This is a genomic window from Pseudarthrobacter sp. O4 (genome assembly GCF_050157025.1).
Lineage (GTDB): Bacteria > Actinomycetota > Actinomycetes > Actinomycetales > Micrococcaceae > Arthrobacter.
Genome location: NZ_CP189591.1, coordinates 510,883 through 531,005, shown reverse-complemented (window position 1 = coordinate 531,005; position 20,123 = coordinate 510,883). Strand labels below are relative to the sequence as shown.

At 67.0% G+C, this 20,123-nt stretch carries 20 protein-coding genes; 15 read left to right on the top strand and 5 right to left on the bottom strand.

The features are described from left to right. Positions 1 to 39: 39 nt before the first annotated feature. Together rpsT and ACQCSU_RS02410 are read right to left on the bottom strand one after the other, a co-directional pair. Positions 40 to 300, bottom strand: a complete 261-nt coding sequence (gene rpsT / locus ACQCSU_RS02415; protein ID WP_090581023.1) for a 30S ribosomal protein S20 — start codon at positions 298 to 300, stop codon at positions 40 to 42. Positions 301 to 481: 181 nt separating this feature from the next. Next, the gene (locus tag ACQCSU_RS02410) at positions 482 to 1,054 is read right to left on the bottom strand and encodes a type II toxin-antitoxin system PemK/MazF family toxin (protein ID WP_426978058.1); all 573 of its coding nucleotides are present in this window, start codon (positions 1,052 to 1,054) and stop codon (positions 482 to 484) included. A gap of 191 nt (positions 1,055 to 1,245) precedes the next feature. Between ACQCSU_RS02410 and lepA the strand changes: the two genes are divergently transcribed. Both lepA and hemW read left to right on the top strand, forming a co-directional pair. Next, positions 1,246 to 3,099 carry a translation elongation factor 4 gene (gene lepA / locus ACQCSU_RS02405; protein ID WP_426978057.1) on the top strand — a complete coding sequence of 618 codons (1,854 nt, stop codon included), beginning with the start codon at positions 1,246 to 1,248 and terminating at the stop codon, positions 3,097 to 3,099. Positions 3,100 to 3,141: 42 nt separating this feature from the next. After that, positions 3,142 to 4,380, top strand: coding sequence for a radical SAM family heme chaperone HemW (gene hemW, locus ACQCSU_RS02400; protein ID WP_426978056.1), 1,239 nt, complete (start codon positions 3,142 to 3,144; stop codon positions 4,378 to 4,380). A 60-nt stretch (positions 4,381 to 4,440) separates the two neighbouring features. Here the strand turns inward: hemW and ACQCSU_RS02395 are convergent, their stop codons facing one another. Continuing rightward, positions 4,441 to 4,860, bottom strand: coding sequence for a DUF4870 domain-containing protein (locus ACQCSU_RS02395; RefSeq protein ID WP_426978055.1), 420 nt, complete (start codon positions 4,858 to 4,860; stop codon positions 4,441 to 4,443). Positions 4,861 to 4,989: 129 nt separating this feature from the next. Then, on the bottom strand, positions 4,990 to 5,841 hold the full coding sequence (locus ACQCSU_RS02390; protein ID WP_426978054.1) for a DUF3097 domain-containing protein: 852 nt from the start codon (positions 5,839 to 5,841) through the stop codon (positions 4,990 to 4,992). 225 nt (positions 5,842 to 6,066) lie between these two features. On the opposite strand from ACQCSU_RS02390, the gene hrcA reads away from it, so the two are divergent. From hrcA to ACQCSU_RS02375, 3 genes are all read left to right on the top strand, one after another. Then, positions 6,067 to 7,080 carry a heat-inducible transcriptional repressor HrcA gene (hrcA, locus tag ACQCSU_RS02385; protein WP_426978053.1) on the top strand — a complete coding sequence of 338 codons (1,014 nt, stop codon included), beginning with the start codon at positions 6,067 to 6,069 and terminating at the stop codon, positions 7,078 to 7,080. A gap of 84 nt (positions 7,081 to 7,164) precedes the next feature. Further along, entirely contained in the window at positions 7,165 to 8,292 is a 1,128-nt protein-coding gene (gene dnaJ / locus ACQCSU_RS02380) for a molecular chaperone DnaJ (protein ID WP_426978052.1), read from the top strand. A 2-nt stretch (positions 8,293 to 8,294) separates the two neighbouring features. Then, entirely contained in the window at positions 8,295 to 9,101 is an 807-nt protein-coding gene (locus ACQCSU_RS02375; protein ID WP_426978051.1) for a 16S rRNA (uracil(1498)-N(3))-methyltransferase, read from the top strand. Positions 9,102 to 9,185: 84 nt separating this feature from the next. Here ACQCSU_RS02375 and ACQCSU_RS02370 read toward each other — a convergent pair whose 3' ends face one another. After that, positions 9,186 to 10,085 (bottom strand): GerMN domain-containing protein, encoded by a 900-nt coding sequence (locus ACQCSU_RS02370; protein ID WP_426978050.1) that lies wholly within the window; start codon positions 10,083 to 10,085, stop codon positions 9,186 to 9,188. 478 nt (positions 10,086 to 10,563) lie between these two features. On the opposite strand from ACQCSU_RS02370, the gene ACQCSU_RS02365 reads away from it, so the two are divergent. The 10 genes from ACQCSU_RS02365 (at position 10,564) to ACQCSU_RS02320 (ending at position 20,103) form a co-directional block, all read left to right on the top strand. After that, a complete protein-coding gene (locus ACQCSU_RS02365; RefSeq protein ID WP_426978049.1) occupies positions 10,564 to 11,652 on the top strand; it encodes a PhoH family protein in 1,089 nt (362 codons plus the stop codon). Further along, positions 11,649 to 12,122, top strand: coding sequence for an rRNA maturation RNase YbeY (gene ybeY, locus ACQCSU_RS02360; protein WP_426978047.1), 474 nt, complete (start codon positions 11,649 to 11,651; stop codon positions 12,120 to 12,122). The genes ACQCSU_RS02365 and ybeY overlap by 4 nt, the downstream gene beginning before the upstream one ends. After that, positions 12,119 to 13,450: a hemolysin family protein gene (locus ACQCSU_RS02355; protein ID WP_426978046.1), complete on the top strand. Its 1,332-nt coding sequence runs from the start codon at positions 12,119 to 12,121 to the stop codon at positions 13,448 to 13,450. The genes ybeY and ACQCSU_RS02355 overlap by 4 nt, the downstream gene beginning before the upstream one ends. Then, entirely contained in the window at positions 13,434 to 14,393 is a 960-nt protein-coding gene (era, locus tag ACQCSU_RS02350) for a GTPase Era (protein ID WP_426978045.1), read from the top strand. The genes ACQCSU_RS02355 and era overlap by 17 nt, the downstream gene beginning before the upstream one ends. A gap of 121 nt (positions 14,394 to 14,514) precedes the next feature. Next, the gene (locus ACQCSU_RS02345) at positions 14,515 to 16,083 is read left to right on the top strand and encodes an LCP family protein (protein ID WP_426978044.1); all 1,569 of its coding nucleotides are present in this window, start codon (positions 14,515 to 14,517) and stop codon (positions 16,081 to 16,083) included. 122 nt (positions 16,084 to 16,205) lie between these two features. Next, entirely contained in the window at positions 16,206 to 16,757 is a 552-nt protein-coding gene (locus tag ACQCSU_RS02340; RefSeq protein ID WP_426978043.1) for a DoxX family protein, read from the top strand. Then, positions 16,754 to 17,131, top strand: coding sequence for an Rv1678 family membrane protein (locus ACQCSU_RS02335; protein WP_426978042.1), 378 nt, complete (start codon positions 16,754 to 16,756; stop codon positions 17,129 to 17,131). The genes ACQCSU_RS02340 and ACQCSU_RS02335 overlap by 4 nt, the downstream gene beginning before the upstream one ends. Before the next feature lie 13 nt (positions 17,132 to 17,144). After that, the gene (gene fadE16, locus ACQCSU_RS02330; protein WP_426978041.1) at positions 17,145 to 18,296 is read left to right on the top strand and encodes an Rv1679 family acyl-CoA dehydrogenase; all 1,152 of its coding nucleotides are present in this window, start codon (positions 17,145 to 17,147) and stop codon (positions 18,294 to 18,296) included. After that, positions 18,293 to 19,105, top strand: coding sequence for an Rv1680 family SBP-like protein (locus ACQCSU_RS02325; RefSeq protein WP_426978040.1), 813 nt, complete (start codon positions 18,293 to 18,295; stop codon positions 19,103 to 19,105). Before fadE16 ends, ACQCSU_RS02325 begins: the two co-directional genes overlap by 4 nt. After that, positions 19,099 to 20,103 (top strand): Rv1681 family radical SAM protein, encoded by a 1,005-nt coding sequence (locus ACQCSU_RS02320; protein WP_426978038.1) that lies wholly within the window; start codon positions 19,099 to 19,101, stop codon positions 20,101 to 20,103. The genes ACQCSU_RS02325 and ACQCSU_RS02320 overlap by 7 nt, the downstream gene beginning before the upstream one ends. The last annotated feature ends 20 nt before the right edge of the window (positions 20,104 to 20,123 follow it).

The following is a 20,123-nucleotide window of genomic DNA, read 5'->3' as shown; positions in this document are numbered from 1 at the left end:
GTGCCGGCCACAATCATCAGTTCAGTTGAACTGGAAACCTTAGAGCGCGTTGACCTTCTTGGAGATCGCGGACTTGCGGTTTGCTGCGTTGTTCTTGTGAAGAACACCCTTGCTGACAGCCTTGTCCAGCTTGCGGCCGGCAGCAACCAGTGCGGCAGCGGCGGCATCCTTGTCGGTGGACTCAACGGCGGTGTTGACGGCGCGGATGGCCGTCTTCAGCTCTGACTTGACTGCATTGTTGCGCAGGCGAGCCTTCTCGTTGGTGAGGATGCGCTTCTTCTGGGACTTGATATTAGCCACGTGTGAACTCTCTTTTTCAATGCGGAAAATGGTCTAGAGGGCTTTCAGATTGGCCATTGACTGAGCGGCGTGGGGATACCTATGGCGACCAACCATATGTGGCCGTCGACCTGCACGGACACACAGCTGTCAATAATAGCAGAAGAGACGCCGCCGCCGTGGCGATCCAATGGCTCAGTGCCTAGGACCAGCCGTGCCGGGTCCGCAGGGCCGTGGCGATCAACGCGAACCGCCCGGCGTCGAGGATGGCTCCTTCCCGCCGGACATCCTTGGGATTGATCTGCAGGATGCGGTCCAGTTTCGCCTCACTGGGGCGCCACTGGCGGTCCCACGGTCCCGTGCCGATGTCCACGTAGTCGTCCGCGCGGCGCGCATCGTCGTCGTGGTCCTTGCTGGTCAGCATGAGTCCCAGCAAATACCGGCCGGTGTTGCCCACCAGCAGCACCGGGCGGTCTTTGCCCTGCGAATAGTCCTCTTCATACGGAACCCAGGTCCAGACGATCTCGCCGGGCTCGGGAAGTCCGTTAGGGGACGGGGCGTAGCGGACCGCCGTGGTTCCGCGGAAATCACCGGGGTAGGTGCCGGAGAGGCCGACGGCGGTGCGGGCGGAAGACGGGCGACCGGTGCCATGCCGTTCCGGCCGCACCTTCGTCGCCGGCCTGCCCGGACTCCGCGGCGCGGCGCCGCCAAGCCGGTCCAGGAGGCGCAGGGTGGTACGGACCGCGTTGCCGATCGAGCGAAAGTTCAAGGCCATAGGGAAACCATACCGGCAGCGCCCGGCGCGGCGGGGTGCTCGCCGACGGCAGGAATGCGCTCCGACGGCCCCGGACGTGGGAGACTATAGGTTCAGATATGCGGCACCTCGCGGGATGGCACCACCATCCGCACGGGTCCGCGAACGGCCAGCAGTAAAGCCAACCGTAATGCCAACAGTAAGGACCCTGCGTGTCTCCCATGGCCCGCACCGCCCCGGTGCCCGCCGCAACAGATCCGGCCATCATCCGGAACTTCTGCATCATTGCGCACATTGACCACGGCAAATCCACACTGGCCGACCGGATGCTCCAGTACACCGGCGTCGTACAGTCCCGCGACATGAAGGCCCAGTACCTGGACCGCATGGACATTGAGCGCGAACGCGGCATCACCATCAAGTCCCAGGCTGTCCGCATGCCCTGGGAACTCGACGGCACCAGTTACGCACTGAACATGATCGACACCCCCGGACACGTGGACTTCACCTATGAGGTCTCCCGCTCGCTCGCGGCCTGCGAAGGCGCGGTGCTGCTCGTGGATGCGGCCCAGGGCATCGAGGCCCAGACCCTCGCCAATCTCTACCTGGCGATGGAAAACAACCTCACGATCATCCCTGTGCTGAACAAGATCGACCTCCCTGCCGCCCAGCCGGAGAAGTACGCGGCGGAACTGGCCAGCCTGATCGGCGGCGATCCGGAGGACGTGCTGCGCGTCTCCGGCAAGACCGGCGCGGGAGTCGAGGTCCTGCTGGACAAGATCGTCCGCGACCTGCCCGCCCCGGTGGGCGACCCCAACGCCCCCGCACGTGCCATGATCTTCGACTCGGTCTATGACACCTACCGCGGCGTGGTCACTTACGTGCGTGTGGTCGACGGCATGCTGCACCCCCGCGAACGCATCCAGATGATGTCCACCCGCGCCACCCACGAACTCCTCGAGATCGGTGTCAGCTCTCCGGAGCCCACCCCTTCCAAGGGCCTCGGCGTCGGCGAAGTCGGCTACCTCATCACCGGTGTAAAGGACGTCCGCCTGTCCAAGGTCGGCGACACCGTCACCAACCTGGCCAAGCCGGCCACGGAATCCCTTGCCGGCTATGCGGATGCCAAGCCCATGGTCTTCTCCGGCCTGTATCCGTTGGACGGAACGGACTATCCTGCGCTCCGCGATGCGCTGGAGAAGCTGATGCTCAACGATGCCGCGCTCGTGTATGAGCCTGAGACGTCTGCCGCGCTGGGATTCGGCTTCCGGGTGGGATTCCTCGGCCTGCTGCACCTGGAAATCACCCGTGAGCGCCTGGAACGCGAATATAACCTGGACCTGATCTCCACCGCCCCCAACGTGGAATACGAGGTGACGCTGGAGGACAAGAAGATCATCCACGTCACGAACCCCAGCGAGTATCCGAGCGGCAAGATCGCTGAAGTCCGCGAGCCGATGGTTTCCGCCACCATCCTTGCGCCGAACGAGTTTGTCGGCGCCATCATGGAGCTGTGCCAGAGCAGGCGCGGCGTGATGGGCGGCATGGACTATCTCTCCGAGGACCGGGTGGAAATCCGGTACCGCCTGCCGCTGGCCGAAATCGTCTTCGATTTCTTCGACATCCTCAAGTCCAGGACCCGTGGCTACGGGTCGCTGGACTGGAAGGCCGACGGCGAGCAGGTGGCCGATCTGGTCAAGGTGGACATCATGCTCCAGGGCGAGCAGGTGGATGCCTTCTCCGCCATCACGCACCGTGACAAGGCCTACGCCTACGGTGTGATGATGACGGGCAAGCTGCGCGAACTCATTCCGCGCCAGCAGTTCGAGGTGCCCATCCAGGCCGCTATCGGCTCGCGGATCATTGCCCGCGAAAGCATCCGCGCCATCCGCAAGGACGTCCTTGCCAAGTGCTACGGCGGTGACATCACCCGAAAGCGCAAGCTGCTGGAAAAGCAGAAAGAAGGCAAGAAGCGCATGAAGATGGTGGGCCGTGTGGAAGTGCCGCAGGAAGCGTTCATCGCCGCCCTGACCACGGACGAGTCCAAGGACAAGGCCAAGAAGTAGCGGTGCCGGATATGACTGTCCCCACGCAGGCGGGCCCGGCCCGTGCCTAGCGTTCTTCCCCTGGGCGACCCGGCTCCGCCGGACGGCCTCCTCCCTGCCCAGGCACTGGAGGGCGCCGCCGGCCGGGCCTTCGGGCTCTACGTGCACATCCCGTTCTGCGCCGTCCGCTGCGGTTACTGCGACTTCAACACCTACACCGCCACCGAGCTCGGCGGCGGGGCCTCGCAGGACGCCTACGCCAGCACGGCCATCTCGGAGGTCGAATTCGCCGCCGCGGCGCTCCAGAACAGTGGCCTGCCGGCAAGGACCCTCGGGACCGTCTTTTTTGGCGGCGGAACACCGACGCTGCTCCCCGCCGTGGATCTGGGCCGGATCCTGACCGCCGCCGTCGCGGCGTGGGGACTGCAGCCCGGGGCGGAGGTCACCACCGAAGCGAACCCGGACTCCGTCACGCCCGAATCCCTGCAGCTCCTGGCCGACGCCGGGTTCACCCGGGTTTCCTTCGGCATGCAGTCGGCCGTCCCGCATGTCCTGAAGGTTCTGGACCGCACCCACACGCCCAGCCGTGTCCCGCAGGTGGTCCAGTGGGCCCGGGAGGCGGGGCTCGCCGTGAGCCTTGACCTGATCTACGGCACCCCGGGGGAATCGCTCGACGACTGGCGCTACTCGCTGGAGACTGCGCTGTCCTACGGACCCGACCACATCAGCGCCTATGCGCTGATCGTCGAGGAAGGCACCAAGCTCGCCGCCCAGATCCGCCGTGGCGAGGTGCCCGGAATCGACGACGACGACCACGCCGCCAAGTACGAGCTCGCGGACGAGCTCATCTCCGCTGCCGGCCTGGGTTGGTACGAGGTCAGCAACTGGGCGCGCACGCCGGAGCAGGCGTGCCGCCACAACCTCGCCTACTGGCGGGGGGACGACTGGTGGGGGATCGGTCCCGGGGCGCACTCGCATGTGGGTGGCGTCCGCTGGTGGAACGTGAAGCACCCCGCGGCCTACGCGAACCGGCTGGGTTCAGGGCTCTCGCCTGCTGCCGGGCGGGAAACCCTCGACTCCGAGACCCGGAACGTGGAGCGCATCATGCTGGAAGCCCGGCTGAGTACCGGGCTGGACATCCCGAGCCTGGGCGGCCTGGGGGACACCGGGCGGCACGCCGTGGCGGGGCTGATTGCCGACGGCCTGGTTGATCCGGTGGCGGCCTTCAAGGGCCGGCTGGTGTTGACGCTCAAAGGACGGCTGCTCGCCGACGCCGTGGTCCGCCGGATCCTGCCGGACTGAGCAGACTAGCTGAGGCCCAGCCGGGCCTGACAGCCTGACGCCCAGCCGGCTGGGATGCCCCTACTTGATCCAGCGCAGGTTGAACTCATAGCGGTGCGGCTGGCCACGGTTGACATGGATGCCTGCGGCGACAGAGAAGCACGTGACGGCAATCCAGATCACGGTGGCGAGCACGGCGAACAGGTTTCCCACCACCGGCACAAAGACCAACAGGTTCGCGACCACAGCGGCGATCGTCGGGGGCAGCGTGAAGTTGAGGGCTTCCTTGGACTCCTGCGCCGTGAACGGGCCGCGGTCCTTGAAGATCAGGTAGATCAGCAACGAAGGAACGCAGCCGAGGATGCCGCCAAAATGCGCCAGCGTGGCCCACTGCCGGTCCTCGCTGGCCGTCAGGGGCAGCGCATTGGCGGGAACGCCATGATACGGGGGCTGGCCATGGCCGGCCTGATTGCCCGTGTGTTCGCGTGCGTCTTCTGCCACGGTTTAGTCCTTCGGATTGCTGTGATGCGTTGTTGCTGGAAGTTGTTACCAGTAGTGCCGGAGCCGCGCAGGGTGCGCAGCCGCCGATCCAAGAATACTTGCTCGGACGCCGAATCGAGGATCGGGCCCTCAGGGAACCGTGAGGAAATCGATGACCTCTTCCACGCGGCCCAGCAGTGAAGCTTCCAGATCGGCGTAGTTGCGGACGGCGCCGAGGAGCTTCTGCCAGCCCAGGCCGATATCCTCCTTGGTGCTGTGCGGCCAGCCGAAGGCCATCAGGATGCCGGTCTTCCAGTCCACGCCCCGGGGGATGACCGGCCACGTCTCGATGCCCAGGACCGAGGGACGGATGGCCTGCCACACGTCCACGTACGGATGCCCGACAATCAGCACGTTCCCAGCCGCGCCGGGGGAGGCCATCACGGCGTCGGCGATCCTGGACTCCTTGGACTCCGGCACCAGGTGGTCCACCAGGACGCCGAGGCGGCGTCCTGGGCCGGGCCGGAACGCGGCGACGGCGGCCGAGAGGTCATCGATGCCGTGCAGCGGCTCGACGACGATGCCCTCCACCCGGAGATCGTCACCCCAGACCTTCTCCACCAGCTCGGCGTCGTGCTTGCCTTCCACCCAGATCCGGCTGGCCTTGGCCACCTGCGCGCGCTGGCCCTCGACCCGGATCGAGCCGGACGCGGTGCGGCTGGCTCCCGCCGGTGCAAGGGCGGGCCGCGGGGCCGGCGGCATCAGCCGGATCGGCTGGCCCGCCAGGAGGAAGCCGAAGCCGAGCCGGAAGGACCTCGACTTGCCGCGGCGGTCCTCCAGGGCCACCACATGCATCCCGCCGGACTTCTCCACTCGGGTGACGGCCCCCACCCAGCCGGACTGTACGTCCTCGAGCACCATTCCGCGTTCCACGGGGACTTCGGGCAGCTGGGGCTTGGCGGGGGCGGACAGGTCCTGCGGGCCCCAGTTCTGGTATGACATCTGTTCACACTGCTTTGCGCTCGGAATGATACGGCGGGCTGTGCCCGAAAACACCAGCCCCGGGAACGACGCCTGGAGCGAATCCAATGCTAACAACGCGGCGACTCATATTAGACTGGTTAGCACTTAGGCATGTCGAGTGCTAGCCACGCCCAGTGCGGACCGCCTGCCCGGCGCGGCCGGAGGGGCGGCACCGGATGCGGGACAGTCGATTGGAGGTGGGGCGTGAGCGAACCACGCAAACTCGAAGTGCTGCGCGCCATCGTGGAGGACTACGTCCATTCGCGTGAACCCGTCGGCTCCAAAGCCCTCGTGGAACGGCACCATCTGGGCGTGTCCAGCGCCACCATCCGCAATGACATGGCCGCACTGGAAGATGAAGGCCTCATCACGGCGCCGCACACGAGCTCCGGAAGGATTCCCACGGACAAGGGCTACCGCCTGTTCGTGGACCAGATCTCCGCCGTCAAGCCGCTCTCCCCGGCGGAACGCCGGGCCATTCAGGCACTGCTGGAGGGGTCCGATGACCTCGACGACGTCCTGGACCGGACGGTGCGGCTCCTGTCGCAGCTCACCAACCAGGTCGCCGTCGTGCAGTATCCGCATCTGAGCCGGGCCAAGGTGCGGCATATCGAATTTGTCCTGCTGGCGCCCCGGAAGGTGCTGGCGGTCCTGATCGCGGACACCGGCAAGGTGGAGCAGCGGGTGATCGACGTCGTCCAGGACCTTCCGGAGGAGGCCGTCGCGGAACTGCGGTCGCGGTTCCTGGGCAGCCTCTCCGGGACGCCGCTGAACCTGCTGCCGCAGTCGCTGCAGGCCGTGGTCGTCAGCTGCCCGCCTGCGCGGCGCAGCGCCGCGCAGGCACTGGCCAGGGGGCTCGAAGCCCTCGCCGCAAGCAGCCGCGAAGAGCGCATGGTCATGGCCGGGACAGCCAACCTCGCCCGGTCCAACGTGGACTTCCCGCTGAGCATCGGTCCCGTGCTGGAAGCACTCGAAGAGCAGGTGGTCATGCTGCGCCTGCTCAGCGACATGGCGGCGGACCCGCGCGGAGTGACTGTCAGCATCGGCCGGGAGAACCCGTACGACGGGCTCGCGGAGGCGTCGGTGGTGGCTACCGGCTACGGCCCGGACGCCACGGCCAAGGTCGGTGTGCTCGGTCCCACCCGGATGGACTATCCGACCACCATGGCCGCCGTCCGTGCGGTGGCCCGCTACCTTTCCAGAATCCTCGGGCCCTGACCGCCCGGGCGGCAGGCCGCCGCGCCGCTGTTGACCAGACTTCATGCCCCTAACAGGCAGTACAACCAGGAAGAGATACGAACTTTGAGCAGCCACTACGACGTTCTTGGAGTCTCCCGCGAAGCAACGGGAGAAGAGATCAAGAAGGCCTACCGCAAGCTTGCGCGGACCCTGCACCCGGACGTCAACCCGGGCGATGACGCGTCAGACCGTTTCAAGGCCGTCACGCACGCCTACGAGGTGCTCTCCGACCCGCAGAAACGCCGGGTCTACGACACCACCGGCAATGAGAACGGCACCGACAACGGCTTCGGCGGCGGCAGCTACGCCGGCCAGGGCTTCGCGTTCCAGGACATCTTCGACACCTTCTTCGGCGCCGGCGGCCAGGCCGGTCCCGCGTCCCGGGTCCGCCGCGGCCAGGACGCCCTGATCAGCGTCCGGATCGAGCTCCGCGACGCCGTGTTCGGCGTGAACAAGAAGCTCGAGGTCGACACGGCCGTCACCTGCCCCACCTGTGAAGGCTCCTGCTGCCGGCCAGGCACCCGCCCGGAGCGCTGTGACATCTGCGGCGGCAGCGGCCAGGTCCAGCGCGCCGTCCGGTCCATCCTGGGCCAGGTCATGACCACGGCTCCCTGCGGCAGCTGCGAAGGCTTCGGCACAGTGATCAAGGATCCCTGCAACGAATGCGCCGGCCAGGGCCGGATCCGCAGCCGCCGGACCCTGACCGTCAAGGTCCCGGCCGGAGTCGCCACCGGCACCCGCATCCAGCTCTCCGGCCAGGGCGAGGCGGGTCCCGCCGGCGGCCCCGCGGGCGATCTCTACGTGGAGATCCGGGTCAACAACGACGCCACCTACGTGCGCGACGGCGACGACCTGCACGCAAGCCTGAATATCCCGATGACCGCCGCCGCGCTCGGCACCGAGCTCACCCTCGATACCTTTGACGGGCAGCAGGAGATCGACGTCAAGGCCGGCACCCAGTCGGGCGAGGTCATCACCCTGCGCGGACTCGGCGTCACCCATCTGCGCGGCTACGGCCGCGGGGACCTCAAGGTCCACCTGCAGGTGGAGACCCCGGGCAAGCTCGACGCCGCCCAGGAGGACCTGCTCCGTCAGCTCGCGAAGCTGCGCGGGGAACAGTTCACCGAAGGGAAGCTCGCGGCGAGCGGCGGGGTCTTCGCCAAGCTCCGGGACCGGCTCGGTAACCTGTAGCGGTGAGCAATCCGGTCTTCTTCACCGCCCCGGGAACACTGGACCAGCAGGTCCCCGGTTCCACCTTCGTCCTTGACGGCGCCGAGGCCCGCCACGCGGTCACGGTGAAGCGCCTCAGCCTCGGCGAGCCGGTGGACATCGCCGACGGCGCCGGGAAGCGGCTCACGGGAACAGTGACAGCCGTCGCGCCCGGCGAACTGACCGTGGAGTGCGCCGAACTGACCGCGGAAGCGCGGCCGGACATCCGGCTGGTCCTGGTGCAGGCCCTCGCCAAGGGCGACCGGGACGAGCTGGCGGCCGAAACCGCCACGGAGCTGGGGATCGACGCTGTCATCCCCTGGCAGGCGGAACGCTCGATCGTGCGCTGGAAGGCGGAGCGGGCGGCGAAGGCGCATGCAAAGTGGCAGTCCGTCGTGACGGCAGCCGCCAAGCAGGCACGCCGCGCCTGGATTCCGGAGGTCCGCTCCGCCGTCGACAGCGCCGGACTTCAGGCGGCTGTCGCCGCAGCAGGTCTCGCCATCATCCTGCACGAGGACGCCGTGCGTCCCCTGCGGCAGGTGCTGGAGTCCTGGCAGGCGACGCTGGGCACGCAGGGCACGCTGGACAGCCAGCCGGCTCCAGACGCGCCGGACGCCGCCCGTGAAGTGCTGCTGATCGTAGGCCCGGAAGGCGGCATCAGCCCCCGTGAAGTGACGAGGCTGTGCGGCGCCGGCGCCGTCACCGCCCTGCTCGGCCACCACGTGCTGCGATCCTCCACCGCCGGCCCCGCCGCGACCGTGCTGGCGAGCGACATCCTGGGCCGCTGGTAGCGGCAGGCTGCCAGGCGGGCTGCCTGACTTCCTTGGCTGTTTCCTATTTGACTGTGTTCCTATTTGCTTCTTATTTGACCGTTCTTATTTGACTGTGAAGCCGCGCGTGTCCACATTCAGGTCCTGGGACGGGTTGCCGTCCTGCAGCTGGGAGACCCTGACCTCGTAGTTCCCGGGGCCCAGGTTCACCGAAAGGCTGAACAGTCCGGACTGGCCGGCGTCCGCGGAGGCTGGGGTGTTCCCGTTCAGGTAAGTCGTCTTGACGCTGCCGTCGATCCGCAGGATCTCCCAGCGGAGCTTCCCGCCCGGAACGGTGCTCCGGCCGCTGACCTTGACCGCGCCGTCCTCCATCGAGGTGCCCTCCTGGGGATTGATGATCCACACCGGGGCAACCATGCCGGAGCTGCGGGACGTAGGGGAACCGAGGCGGACATGGTTGAAGGCGACATAGTCGGTGTGGCCGTCCACGAGCACCACGACCTGGATCTGCTGCCCGGAATCGATCAGGCCCGCGCTGGCACCGGCTGCCGTCGCGGTGTAGACAAGCTGCTGGATGGCGCGTTCGGCCATCGCCGCATCCACGTTGCTGTTGAAGGCGTCGTCCGAGAGGTCCACGGTGATGACGTTCTTCCCGGAAATGGAGGTGGCCAGTTTCTTCGGGTTCTGCCAGGGGGTGAAGAAGTCCGGATCGAGCGGCTTCTCGGACATCATCACCCGGAGCGCACGGGTCACGGGGTTGTCCTGGTCCGGAACGTCACGGAACTCACGGTAAAGGAACATGTTGTCATTGCTGCGGCCGATCCAGTAGACCGGAGCCTTGTTGGAAGCCTGGCTTGTCTCCAGCGGGGCGCTGGTGGCTGGGGCGCCGGGGGAGGCCGGACTGGACAGCAGCTGCGAGGGGGTATTCGAGTTGGTGATACCGGGTTGGGGAGTGGCTACGCAGCCGGAAAGGACAAGCGCCGCGGGCAGCACCAGCAGCAACATGCCGGGGCGAATGCGCCCGGTTGTCGACCTCTGGCTGGTTCCGCGCTGCCTGATAGCTGCTTTCCTTTCCTGTTTCGTGGCCTCCGGGGCCCGTCCTCGCCATGTCCGCCATGCCGCCGGAAGCACTGCTCCCGGGGCGGCCGATTCCCAGCATGGCATATGGTCCGCGCGCAGGACCGGGGTTTGGGCCCGGGCGCCGGAACTGCAACGGGAACGATATGAGGCCGATACAAAGTTGATACCTAATGTCGGAAATCGCGGCCCGATCGCGGCCCGACGGCGGCCTGACTGCGGCCTGACTGCGGCGCCATGGCGGCCCGAGGGCGGCCCGACGGCGGCCCGCGATGGCGGCGCGCGCTGGCGTAAGATGGAAGGACCCGGAGAGACGGAACCAGAAGGCGAGCACCGCCGTCGGGCCGGATCAGCGGGACAGATCAATTCCGAACTGGAGGGGACCAGAGGCCCGCGGGCCAACACCATGACTGAAGCAGCGAACGGCAAAGCCCGGATCAGCGCCGCAGGGCGCTCCGCAGGCGAATTTCCACACTCCCTCCCAGGGTTGCGGACGGAGGTGGTCCTGTTCGACAACTCCGACCAGATGGTTCAGTCCCTCGGCAGTCATGACGAAGCCCTGCGTTTCATCGAGAGCCAGTTCCCGGCCGTGGACTTCCACGTCCGTGGCAACGAGCTCTCGATCAGCGGGTCGTCCGCTGATGTGCCCCGGATCATGCGTCTGCTCAACGAGGTGCGCGGCCTCGTCGCCCGGGGCACGGTTATCACCCCCGCCGTGCTGCAGCAGCTCGTGTCGCTGCTCCGGAGCCAGTCCCTGCAGAACCCGGTTGACGTCCTCACGCACAACATCCTCTCCAGCCGCGGAAAGACCATCCGCCCGAAGACCCTGAACCAGAAGAACTACGTGGACGCCATCGACGCGAACACTGTGATCTTCGGGATCGGTCCCGCCGGCACCGGCAAGACGTACCTGGCCATGGCCAAGGCCGTCCAGGCGCTGCAGCAGAAGGAAGTCAGCCGCATCATCCTGACGCGTCCGGCCGTCGAGGCCGGGGAAAGGCTCGGCTTCCTGCCCGGCACCCTCAGTGACAAGATCGACCCTTACCTGCGCCCGCTCTACGACGCCCTGCACGACATGATGGACCCCGAGTCCATCCCGCGTCTGATGGCCGCCGGCACCATCGAGGTCGCCCCGCTGGCCTACATGCGCGGGCGCACCCTCAACGACGCCTTCATCATCCTGGACGAGGCGCAAAACACGACGCCCGAACAGATGAAGATGTTCCTCACCCGGCTTGGCTTCGGCTCCAAGATGGTGGTCACCGGTGACGTCACCCAGGTGGACCTGCCGTTCGGGACCCGTTCCGGCCTGCGGATCGTCGAAGAGATCCTGCAGGGCATCGAGGACGTCAACTTCACGGTCCTGGACGCGTCCGACGTCGTCCGCCACCGTCTGGTGGGCGACATCGTCAATGCGTACAGCATCTGGGACGACATCCAGAGACACCGGGTCAAGCAGTCCGTCGCCCGGGAAAAGCGGGGAGGGAACGCATGAGCATCGAAGTCAACAACGAATCCGGCGTGGCCGTCGACGAATCCCAGCTGGTCTCGCTCTCCCGATTCATCTTCGAACGGCTCTTCATCCACCCGCAGGCGGAGCTGTCCATCCTGCTGGTGGATGAGCCCGCCATGGAGAAGCTGCACATCGAGCTGATGGACGAATCCGGCCCCACGGACGTGCTGTCCGTCCCCATGGACGAACTCACCCCGGGCACCCCGGACAAGCCGACGCCGCAGGGCATGCTCGGCGACATTGCCATTTGCCCGCAGGTGGCCGAGATCCAGGCGAAAGACGCCGGCCACTCCACCCAGGACGAAATGCTGCTGCTCACTACGCACGGCATCCTGCACCTGCTCGGCTATGACCACGCCGAACCGGAGGAGAAGGAAGAAATGTTCGGCCTCCAGCGCGAACTGCTCTCCGCCTTCACCGGCAAAGAGGCCCCGTCAGAGACGATTCAGTGACCCCACTGATCCTTGCCGGCATGGCGCTGGCGTTCCTCAGCTTTGCCGCTCTGCTCACCGCCGCCGAGTCTGCCTTCAGTTACCTCCCCCGGCACGACGCCGAAGCGGCCATCCTGCAGAGCCGCGGCACGGCGCTGAGACGCATAATGGCACAGCCGGTGGCGCACATGCGTGCCCTCAGGTTCTGGCGGATCTGGTTCGAAATGGCCTCCGCCGTCGCCGTGACCGTGCTGCTGCACAGCCTGCTGGGCGACGTCTGGCTGTCCGGCCTGGCGGCCACCGGCATCATGGCGCTCATCGGCTTCGTGATCGTCGGGGTGTCGCCGCGGCAGCTCGGACGCGTGCACCCCGCCGCACTGGTCCGCTTCACGGCCCCGCTGATCCGCTGGCTCTGCGGTGTGCTCGGCCCCATTCCGGGGTGGCTGGTCACGCTGGGCAGCGCGGTGGCCCCTGGGGCGCCGGCCGACAACGAGGCCTTCTTCAGCGAAGAGGAATTCCGTGAACTCGTGGATCGCGCCTCCGAGTCCGACGTCATCGAGGACAACGAGGCCGAACTGATCCAGTCGGTCTTCGACTTCGGCGACACCCTGGTCCGCTCGGTCATGGTCCCGCGGACCGACATCCTCTGCATCGACTCCGGCTCCACCCTGCACCGGGCAATGTCGTTGTTCCTGCGGTCGGGGTATTCCCGGATCCCCGTCATCGGCGGGAACACGGACCAGATCCTCGGCATCGTGTATCTCAAGGACGTCGCCGCGGTGCTCCACAACCTCGGCCCGGGTGAGGAACCCCCGTTCGTGGACGGACTCGCCCGCGAGGTCCGCTACGTTCCGGATTCCAAGCCGGTCAGCGAACTGCTGCGCGAACTCCAGAAGGAGTCAACGCACGTGGCGATCGTGATCGACGAATACGGCGGAACCGCAGGTCTGGTCACGCTCGAGGACCTCATCGAGGAGATCGTCGGCGAGATCGTGGACGAGTACGACACCGAGGCCGCGGAGGCCGTGGAGCTGGGCGACGGCAGCTTCCGGGTCAGCGCGCGCATGAGCATTGATGCCCTCGGCGAACTGTTCGACCTCGAGCTCGACGACGACGAGGTGGACACCGTGGGCGGGCTGCTCGCGAAGGCGCTCGGCCGGGTGCCGATCGTCGGCAGCACCGTCCAGGTCCACGGGCTGTCCCTCCGCGCCGACCGGCTCGAGGGCCGGCGGAACCGGGTCAGCCACATCATTGCGGCCGCCGTTCCAAAGGAAGAAACTGACCTTGAAGAGCTTCTCGACAAGGCCGCACCAAACCAACAGGGAGTACCACGTGAGCAAGCAGAATAAATCCGACGGCGAAGCGGCTTACGGCGGCTATCGCGCCGGTTTCTCGGTGCTGGTCGGCCGGCCCAACGCCGGCAAATCCACGCTCACGAACGCCCTCGTCGGCAAGAAGGTCGCCATCACCTCGGCCAAGCCTCAGACGACGCGCCACACCATCCGCGGCATCGTCCACCGGGATGACGCCCAGCTGATCCTCGTGGACACCCCGGGCCTGCACCGGCCGCGCACACTGCTCGGCAAGCGCCTCAACGAGCTCGTCGCCGACACCCTCGCCGAGGTCGACGCGATCGGCTTCTGCCTTCCGGCCAACGAGAAGATCGGCCCCGGTGACAAGTTCATCGCCGCGCAGCTGGCCGCCGTCGGCAACAAGCCGATCATTGCGATTGTGACGAAGGCAGACACGGTGGACCGCCAGGGCCTCACCGAGCAGCTGCTGGCAGTCGCCGCCCTGGGCCGTGAGGTCCTGGGCGAGGAGGGCTGGAAGGACATTGTTCCGGTCTCCGCGACGGACGGCTTCCAGGTCGGAACCGTGGCCGACGTACTGATCAGCCACATGCCGCCGTCGCCCCCGCTGTACCCCGACGGGCACCTGACGGACGAGCCGGAAGCGGTCATGGTTGCCGAACTCATCCGCGAAGCCGCGCTCGAAGGCGTCCGGGACGAGCTGCCGCACTCGCTGGCTGTCGTCGTCGACGAAATCGTGCCCCGTGAAGGCCGGCCCGAGGACAGCCCGTTCCTGGACGTCCGCGTCAACCTGTACGTCGAACGGCCGTCGCAGAAGGCCATCATCATCGGCAAGGGCGGGGCCCGGCTGCGCGAAGTGGGGACCACCGCGCGCAAGGGGATCGAGGCGTTGCTGGGTACCCGGATCTACCTCGACCTGCACGTCAAGGTCGCAAAAGACTGGCAGCGGGATCCCAAGCAGCTGGTGAAACTCGGTTTCTGAGCCGCGCTTCCGAGGGGGCCTCCTGCCGGGCCCGCCACTCCCATGGCATCGGCCATCGGGGTTTTCCCAGATACGGACACTAAAATAGGCGGACTCCCGTTCGTGAAGGAAGGCTCAACAAGTGGCTCGACCCCGCCCAGACCGTGCAGACGGCATCCAACCGCCGGTTCGGTCAGCCGGTGCTGCCCGGCACTCGGACGATCCCGCCGTCGGCCCGGCCCGGCACCTCGGTGCCCCCCGGCGGCTGCCGGCCTGGCTGAAAATCGGCACCGCCGTCGTCTCGGTCCTGCTGGTCGGTGTCCTGGCCTTCGGCGCCTACTGGGTCATCCGGTTGCAGGGAAACATCTCGAAGGCCTCGCTTAGCGCGGGGAGTTCCAAGACCGAGGGAGCGGTGAACGATTCCAACGACAGGATGCAGATCCTGATCCTTGGCTCGGACACACGCGACGGCAAGAACGCACAGTACGGCACCGCCGATGACTCCACGGGCTACGGGCACTCGGACGTCATGATGCTGATGGACATCTCGGCCGACAACAAACGCGTGAACGTCGTCAGCTTCCCCCGAGACCTGCTGGTCGACATCCCCAAATGCACCGACCAGAAGACCAAGACCGTGTATCCCGCGCAGAAGAACGTCATGATCAACGCGGCGATGTCGGAAGCCGGAATCGGCTGCGCCGTGGACACGGTCAACAAGATCACCGGCCTGGAGATTGACCACTTCATGATGGCCGACTTCAACGCGGTCAAAGAACTCTCCAACGCCGTCGGCGGCGTCGATGTCTGCATCAGCGACCCGGTGTACGACCCCGATTCGAAGCTCCGGCTCCCCAAGGGAACGTCCAAGGTGCAGGGCGAGCAGGCACTGGCCTTCGTGCGGACCCGGCACGCCTTTGGCGACGGCGGCGACCTCGGCCGCGTTCAGGCGCAGCAGAGCTTCCTGTCCTCGCTGACCCGGAAGATCAAGGCGGACGGCACGCTCACGAACCCTTCCCGGATGCTGGGCATCGCCGATGCGATCACCAAGAACCTCACGATCGACGACGGGCTGGCCTCCATCCCGACGCTGCTGACCGTGGGCAACCGCCTGAAGGACATCGACGTCGGGAAGGTCGCGTTTGTTGCCGTGCCGACCGTCCCGGCGGCGGCCGACCCGAACCGGCTTCAGCTGGCGGAGCCTGGCGCGTCCCAGCTCTTTGCCGCGATGCGCAAGAACGTGGACCTCACCGACCCGACGGCGACGCCCGGCGGTTCCGCGGATCCCAGCGCCAGCCCAGCGCCGGCCCCCGCCGAGACGGCGCCCGCTTACGACAAGACTCTGCAGCCCGTCGCGGTAGCCAACGGCTCGGGGGTTCCGGCCCGGACCCAGGAGATCCTGCAGTCTCTGACGGCCGGCGGTTTCACCCAGCTGGCTCAGCTCGCGGCCAAGCCCGTCGCCACCACCGGCGTCTACTACGGCGCGGGGTTCGCCGATGTGGCCGCGGACGTTGCCGCGCTGCTGGGGATTCCGGCCAGCCAGGTGCTGCCGGCTGCCGGCGTCACGGGTGTCCAGGTCTACCTGGGCAGTGACCTCGTCGGCGGCACGGCCACCGGGGACGCACAGGTGGCACTGCCGCCGGACATCGTCAACCAGACGGCCGGGGACACCGTGTGCCAGCAGGCCAATCCGGAGCTGATCACCCGCTAATCCCCACCCGCTCGAAGGCCCGGACTGCGCCAGTCATCCCGCCGGCAGGTGCCCCGGACCGTTCCGGAAATGTAAGGACTCTCGTCTTGCGCCGCTCCGCCCATGGGTCCTTAATGGGTTCCATGAGCAGGGATCGTTCTGCGACGGCTGCATTGTCTGCCCCATTTGAGACGGTGGACGGCCGGCTGGCCCGCGGAGGGATCTTCGCGCTCCGGGCAGGGGTGGCGTTGCTGTGGATCCAAAACGTCGCCTGGAAAGTACCGCCGGATTTCGGCGAACGCGAGAACACCGGACTCTATCTATTCACCCGCTTCGCCGTTGACTACCCCGTGTTTCCCCCTTTCACATGGTTCATTGAACAGATAGTGCTGCCCGCTTTCCCGTTGTTCGGGTGGATGACCCTTCTTGTCGAAGCGGGCCTGGGCGCGTTCCTGCTCATCGGTCTCGCCACCCGCTTCTGGGCGGTCGTCGGAGTGGTCCAGTCGCTGGCGATCACCCTGTCCGTCCTCAATGCCCCGAATGAATGGCACTGGGCGTACTATCTGATGATCCTGGCCCACACAGCCATTTTTGCCACTGCGGCCGGGCGCGCCTACGGGGTCGACGGAGTCCTCCGGCCCCGCTGGGTGGAATCCACCGGACGCTTCGAAAAACTCCTCGCGAGGCTCTCATGACCGGGCGCCACTTCGATCAACCCGTGCTCGCCCTGGGCGAGGCCGCACTCCTGAGCTCTGCGTTCACCTTCTCCAGCGGTGGACCGGCTCAGGTCGAGTTCATCCACATCCGGGGGGCGGGACTTGTCCTGCTCCTTATCCTCGGAGTTGCCGCGGTGATCGCCGGGATCCTGCGCGTGGGCGTCCTGGCGGTCGCGTCCGGGGCAGGATTCGTGGCGGCTGCGTTGCTTCAGCTGCTGCAGGCTGGCCAGAGCGTCAACTGGCTCGCCGGCGACGGTTCCACCGTGGCACTTATGGGAGGCCTGGGGATCGGACTGCTTGCCGTGACGCTGACGCCGCGCCCTTCATCTGCCGCGCATCCCTCTACTGCCTAGGACAGGACTACGAATGATCAATCTGACCGAGCGGCTTGAACCGGTAATCGCCATTGCCGGCGCCAACGCCCACGACGTTGACGCGGCCGCCCGGTTCCCCGCCGAGGCCGTGGTGGCCCTGCGCGAATCCGGGTTACTCGGCCTGACCCTGCCGCAGGAAGCCGGTGGCCTTGGCGGCGGCCCGCACGACCTGGTCGAAGTCCTGAGCGCCCTCGCCGGTGCCTGCGGTTCAACAGCCATGATCTACCTCATGCACATTAGCGCCGCGATGCCCGTGGCGGCCGCACCGCCACCGGGGTCGCCCGGTCTGGTGGCCGACATGGCCAGCGGCCGGGTCCTCGGGTCGCTGGCATTCTCCGAAGCAGGGTCCCGGTCGCATTTCTGGGCGCCCGTTTCGCAGGCAGGCCAGAACGGTGCAGGCATAGTGCTCAACGCGCGTAAGAGCTGGGTGACCTCGGCAGGACACGCTGACGTCTACATCGTCTCCACCCGGACCGCCGCCGCGGACACCGTGGACCTGTTCGCGATCCCGGCCGGCTATCCGGGCGTCGAGGTGGCCGGCGCGTGGCGGGGCATGGGATTGCGGGGCAATGCCTCGACGCCGATGACCTTTGTGGTCGAAGTGCCGGAGGACACGCGGCTGGGCGTCGCGGGCGGCGGAATGGACCTGATGCTGCAGACGGTGCTGCCGTGGTTCAACCTGGGCAACGCATCCGTGTCGGTGGGGCTGGCGCGCGCCGCCGTCGAAGCAGCGATCCGGCACACCAGCGCCGCCCGCCTCGAACACCTTGACGAAAGCTTGTCCGCGCTCCCGACCATCCGCGCCCGGCTGGCGAAAATGTCGATCGAACTGGCCGTCACAACGGCCTACCTGCATCAGACGGCGGGCCGGATTGCCGAGCCACAGGAGGACACGATGCTGCATGTGCTGGGCGTCAAGGCAGCGGCCAACGACGCGGCCCTCAGTATCACCGATGCCGCGATGCGCGTCTGCGGCGGTGCGGCGTTCTCCGAGCATCTTCAGATTGACCGTTACTTCCGCGATGCCAGGGCCGGCCACGTGATGGCCCCGACGGCCGACGTGCTGTACGACTTCTACGGGAGGGCGATTACCGGCCAGCCGCTGTTCGACAGTCCCTCCGCCGCGGTGAAGGAGCCGGCGTGAGCGCCCCAATGATGGTGGGCTCGGTGGCCTACACACCTACCGTGGTCACCGTCTGGGAGGGGATCCGGGACTACTTCGCCGGGACGCCGGCCGAGATGGATTTCGTGCTGTTCTCCAACTACGGACGCCAGGTGGACGCACTGCTGGAGGGCACCATCGACATCGCCTGGAACACCAACCTGGCGTGGGTGCGTACCGTCGCACAGACCCAGGGCGGGTGCCGCGCGTTGGCCATGCGGGACACTGACGCCGTCTTCCGGACCGTCTTCGTGACCCGTGCCGGTTCCGGCATGTCAGGGCTGGCGGACCTGCGAGGGCGGCGGCTGGCACTGGGCTCGCGGGACTCCGCCCAGGCTGCGATCCTGCCAGTCCATTTCCTAACCCAGGCCGGGCTCGGCGATGGAACGGTGGACCTGTTGCGCCTGGACAGCGATGTCGGAAAGCACGGAGACACGGGCCGCAGCGAACTGGATGCCCTGCGGGCCGTGTTGGATGACAGCGCCGACGCCGCCGCGATCGGCATCAACACCTGGGAGGCAATTGGACGCGACGAGTTGATGCCCGGGGCCTTCGAGGTGTTGTGGGCGTCGCCCGTTTACAGCCACTGCAACTTCACGGCGCTGCCCGCGCTCTCGGAGGAACGTGCCTCGGCCTGGGTCGAGCACCTGTTCGCGATGGACTGGGATAACCCGTCGCACCGTCCGATCCTGGAATTGGAAGGACTCCGTCGCTGGGTGGTCCCCCGGTTGGAAGGCTACGAGGTATTGTTCGACGCCGTCCACGAGCAAAGGATCGGGCCCCGATGGTAAATCCCGTCGTCATACTGGAACTCCTGGAACGGATCGCCGGCGTGCCCGGCGGCTCCACTGTCACCGTGCCGCTTGGGCCGGGTGACCAAAACGAGGCAACGCATACAGTGGCCGCCTGGTGCGCCCGGACCGGCAACGAACTCGTTGACGTCCGCGACGGTAATGTCACTGTCCGGCGCGGCCGCGCCCCCGACCCGCTCGCAGGAGTGCAGGACGGGCGGCTGCCCGGGACCCGGCTGTGGATGTACACGAACTTCGATTGCAACTTGGCCTGCGACTACTGTTGCGCCAGGTCCTCACCACAGACCGCCCGGCGCGCCCTCGGTATCGACCGCATCCGCCGGCTGGCGGCGGAGGCTGTTGAATCGGGCGTGAGCGAGCTCATCCTGACCGGCGGTGAGCCATTCCTGCTGCCGGACCTCGACGAGCTCGTCGCCGTCTGCACGGCGGCGCTCCCGACCACGTTACTGACGAACGGGATGCTCTTCCGCGGGCACCGTCTCGAACGGCTGCGCCGGATGGACCGCAGCAGGCTCACGCTGCAAATCAGCCTTGACTCCGCCACTCCGGAGGGTCACGATAGCCACCGCGGCAAAGGATCGTGGGAGCGCGCCGTTGCCGGGATCCGGATTGCCCAGGACGAGGGCTTCCGGGTGAAGGTCGCGGCGACGCTGCCTGCCGCTCAAAGCCACGAACTCGAGCCGTTCCACGAGTTCCTCGACTCGCTCGGTATCGACCCCTTTGACCAGGTCATCCGGGCGCTGGCCCACCGCGGCAACGCCGACGCGGGCATCGAGTTAACGGTTGAATCGTTGATCCCCGAAGTCACTGTGACCGCCGAGGGCGTCTATTGGCACCCGATCGGAGCCGACGACTCAGACCAGCTGGTCACTGCGGAGATCTTCCCCTTGGCCACGGCGATCGACGAGGTGCGCCGGCGGTACGCAGACCAGCGGGCCCGCGCCTACGCCGCCAGCCAATGGTTTCCCTGCGCCTGAACGCCCCCGACACGAATCAG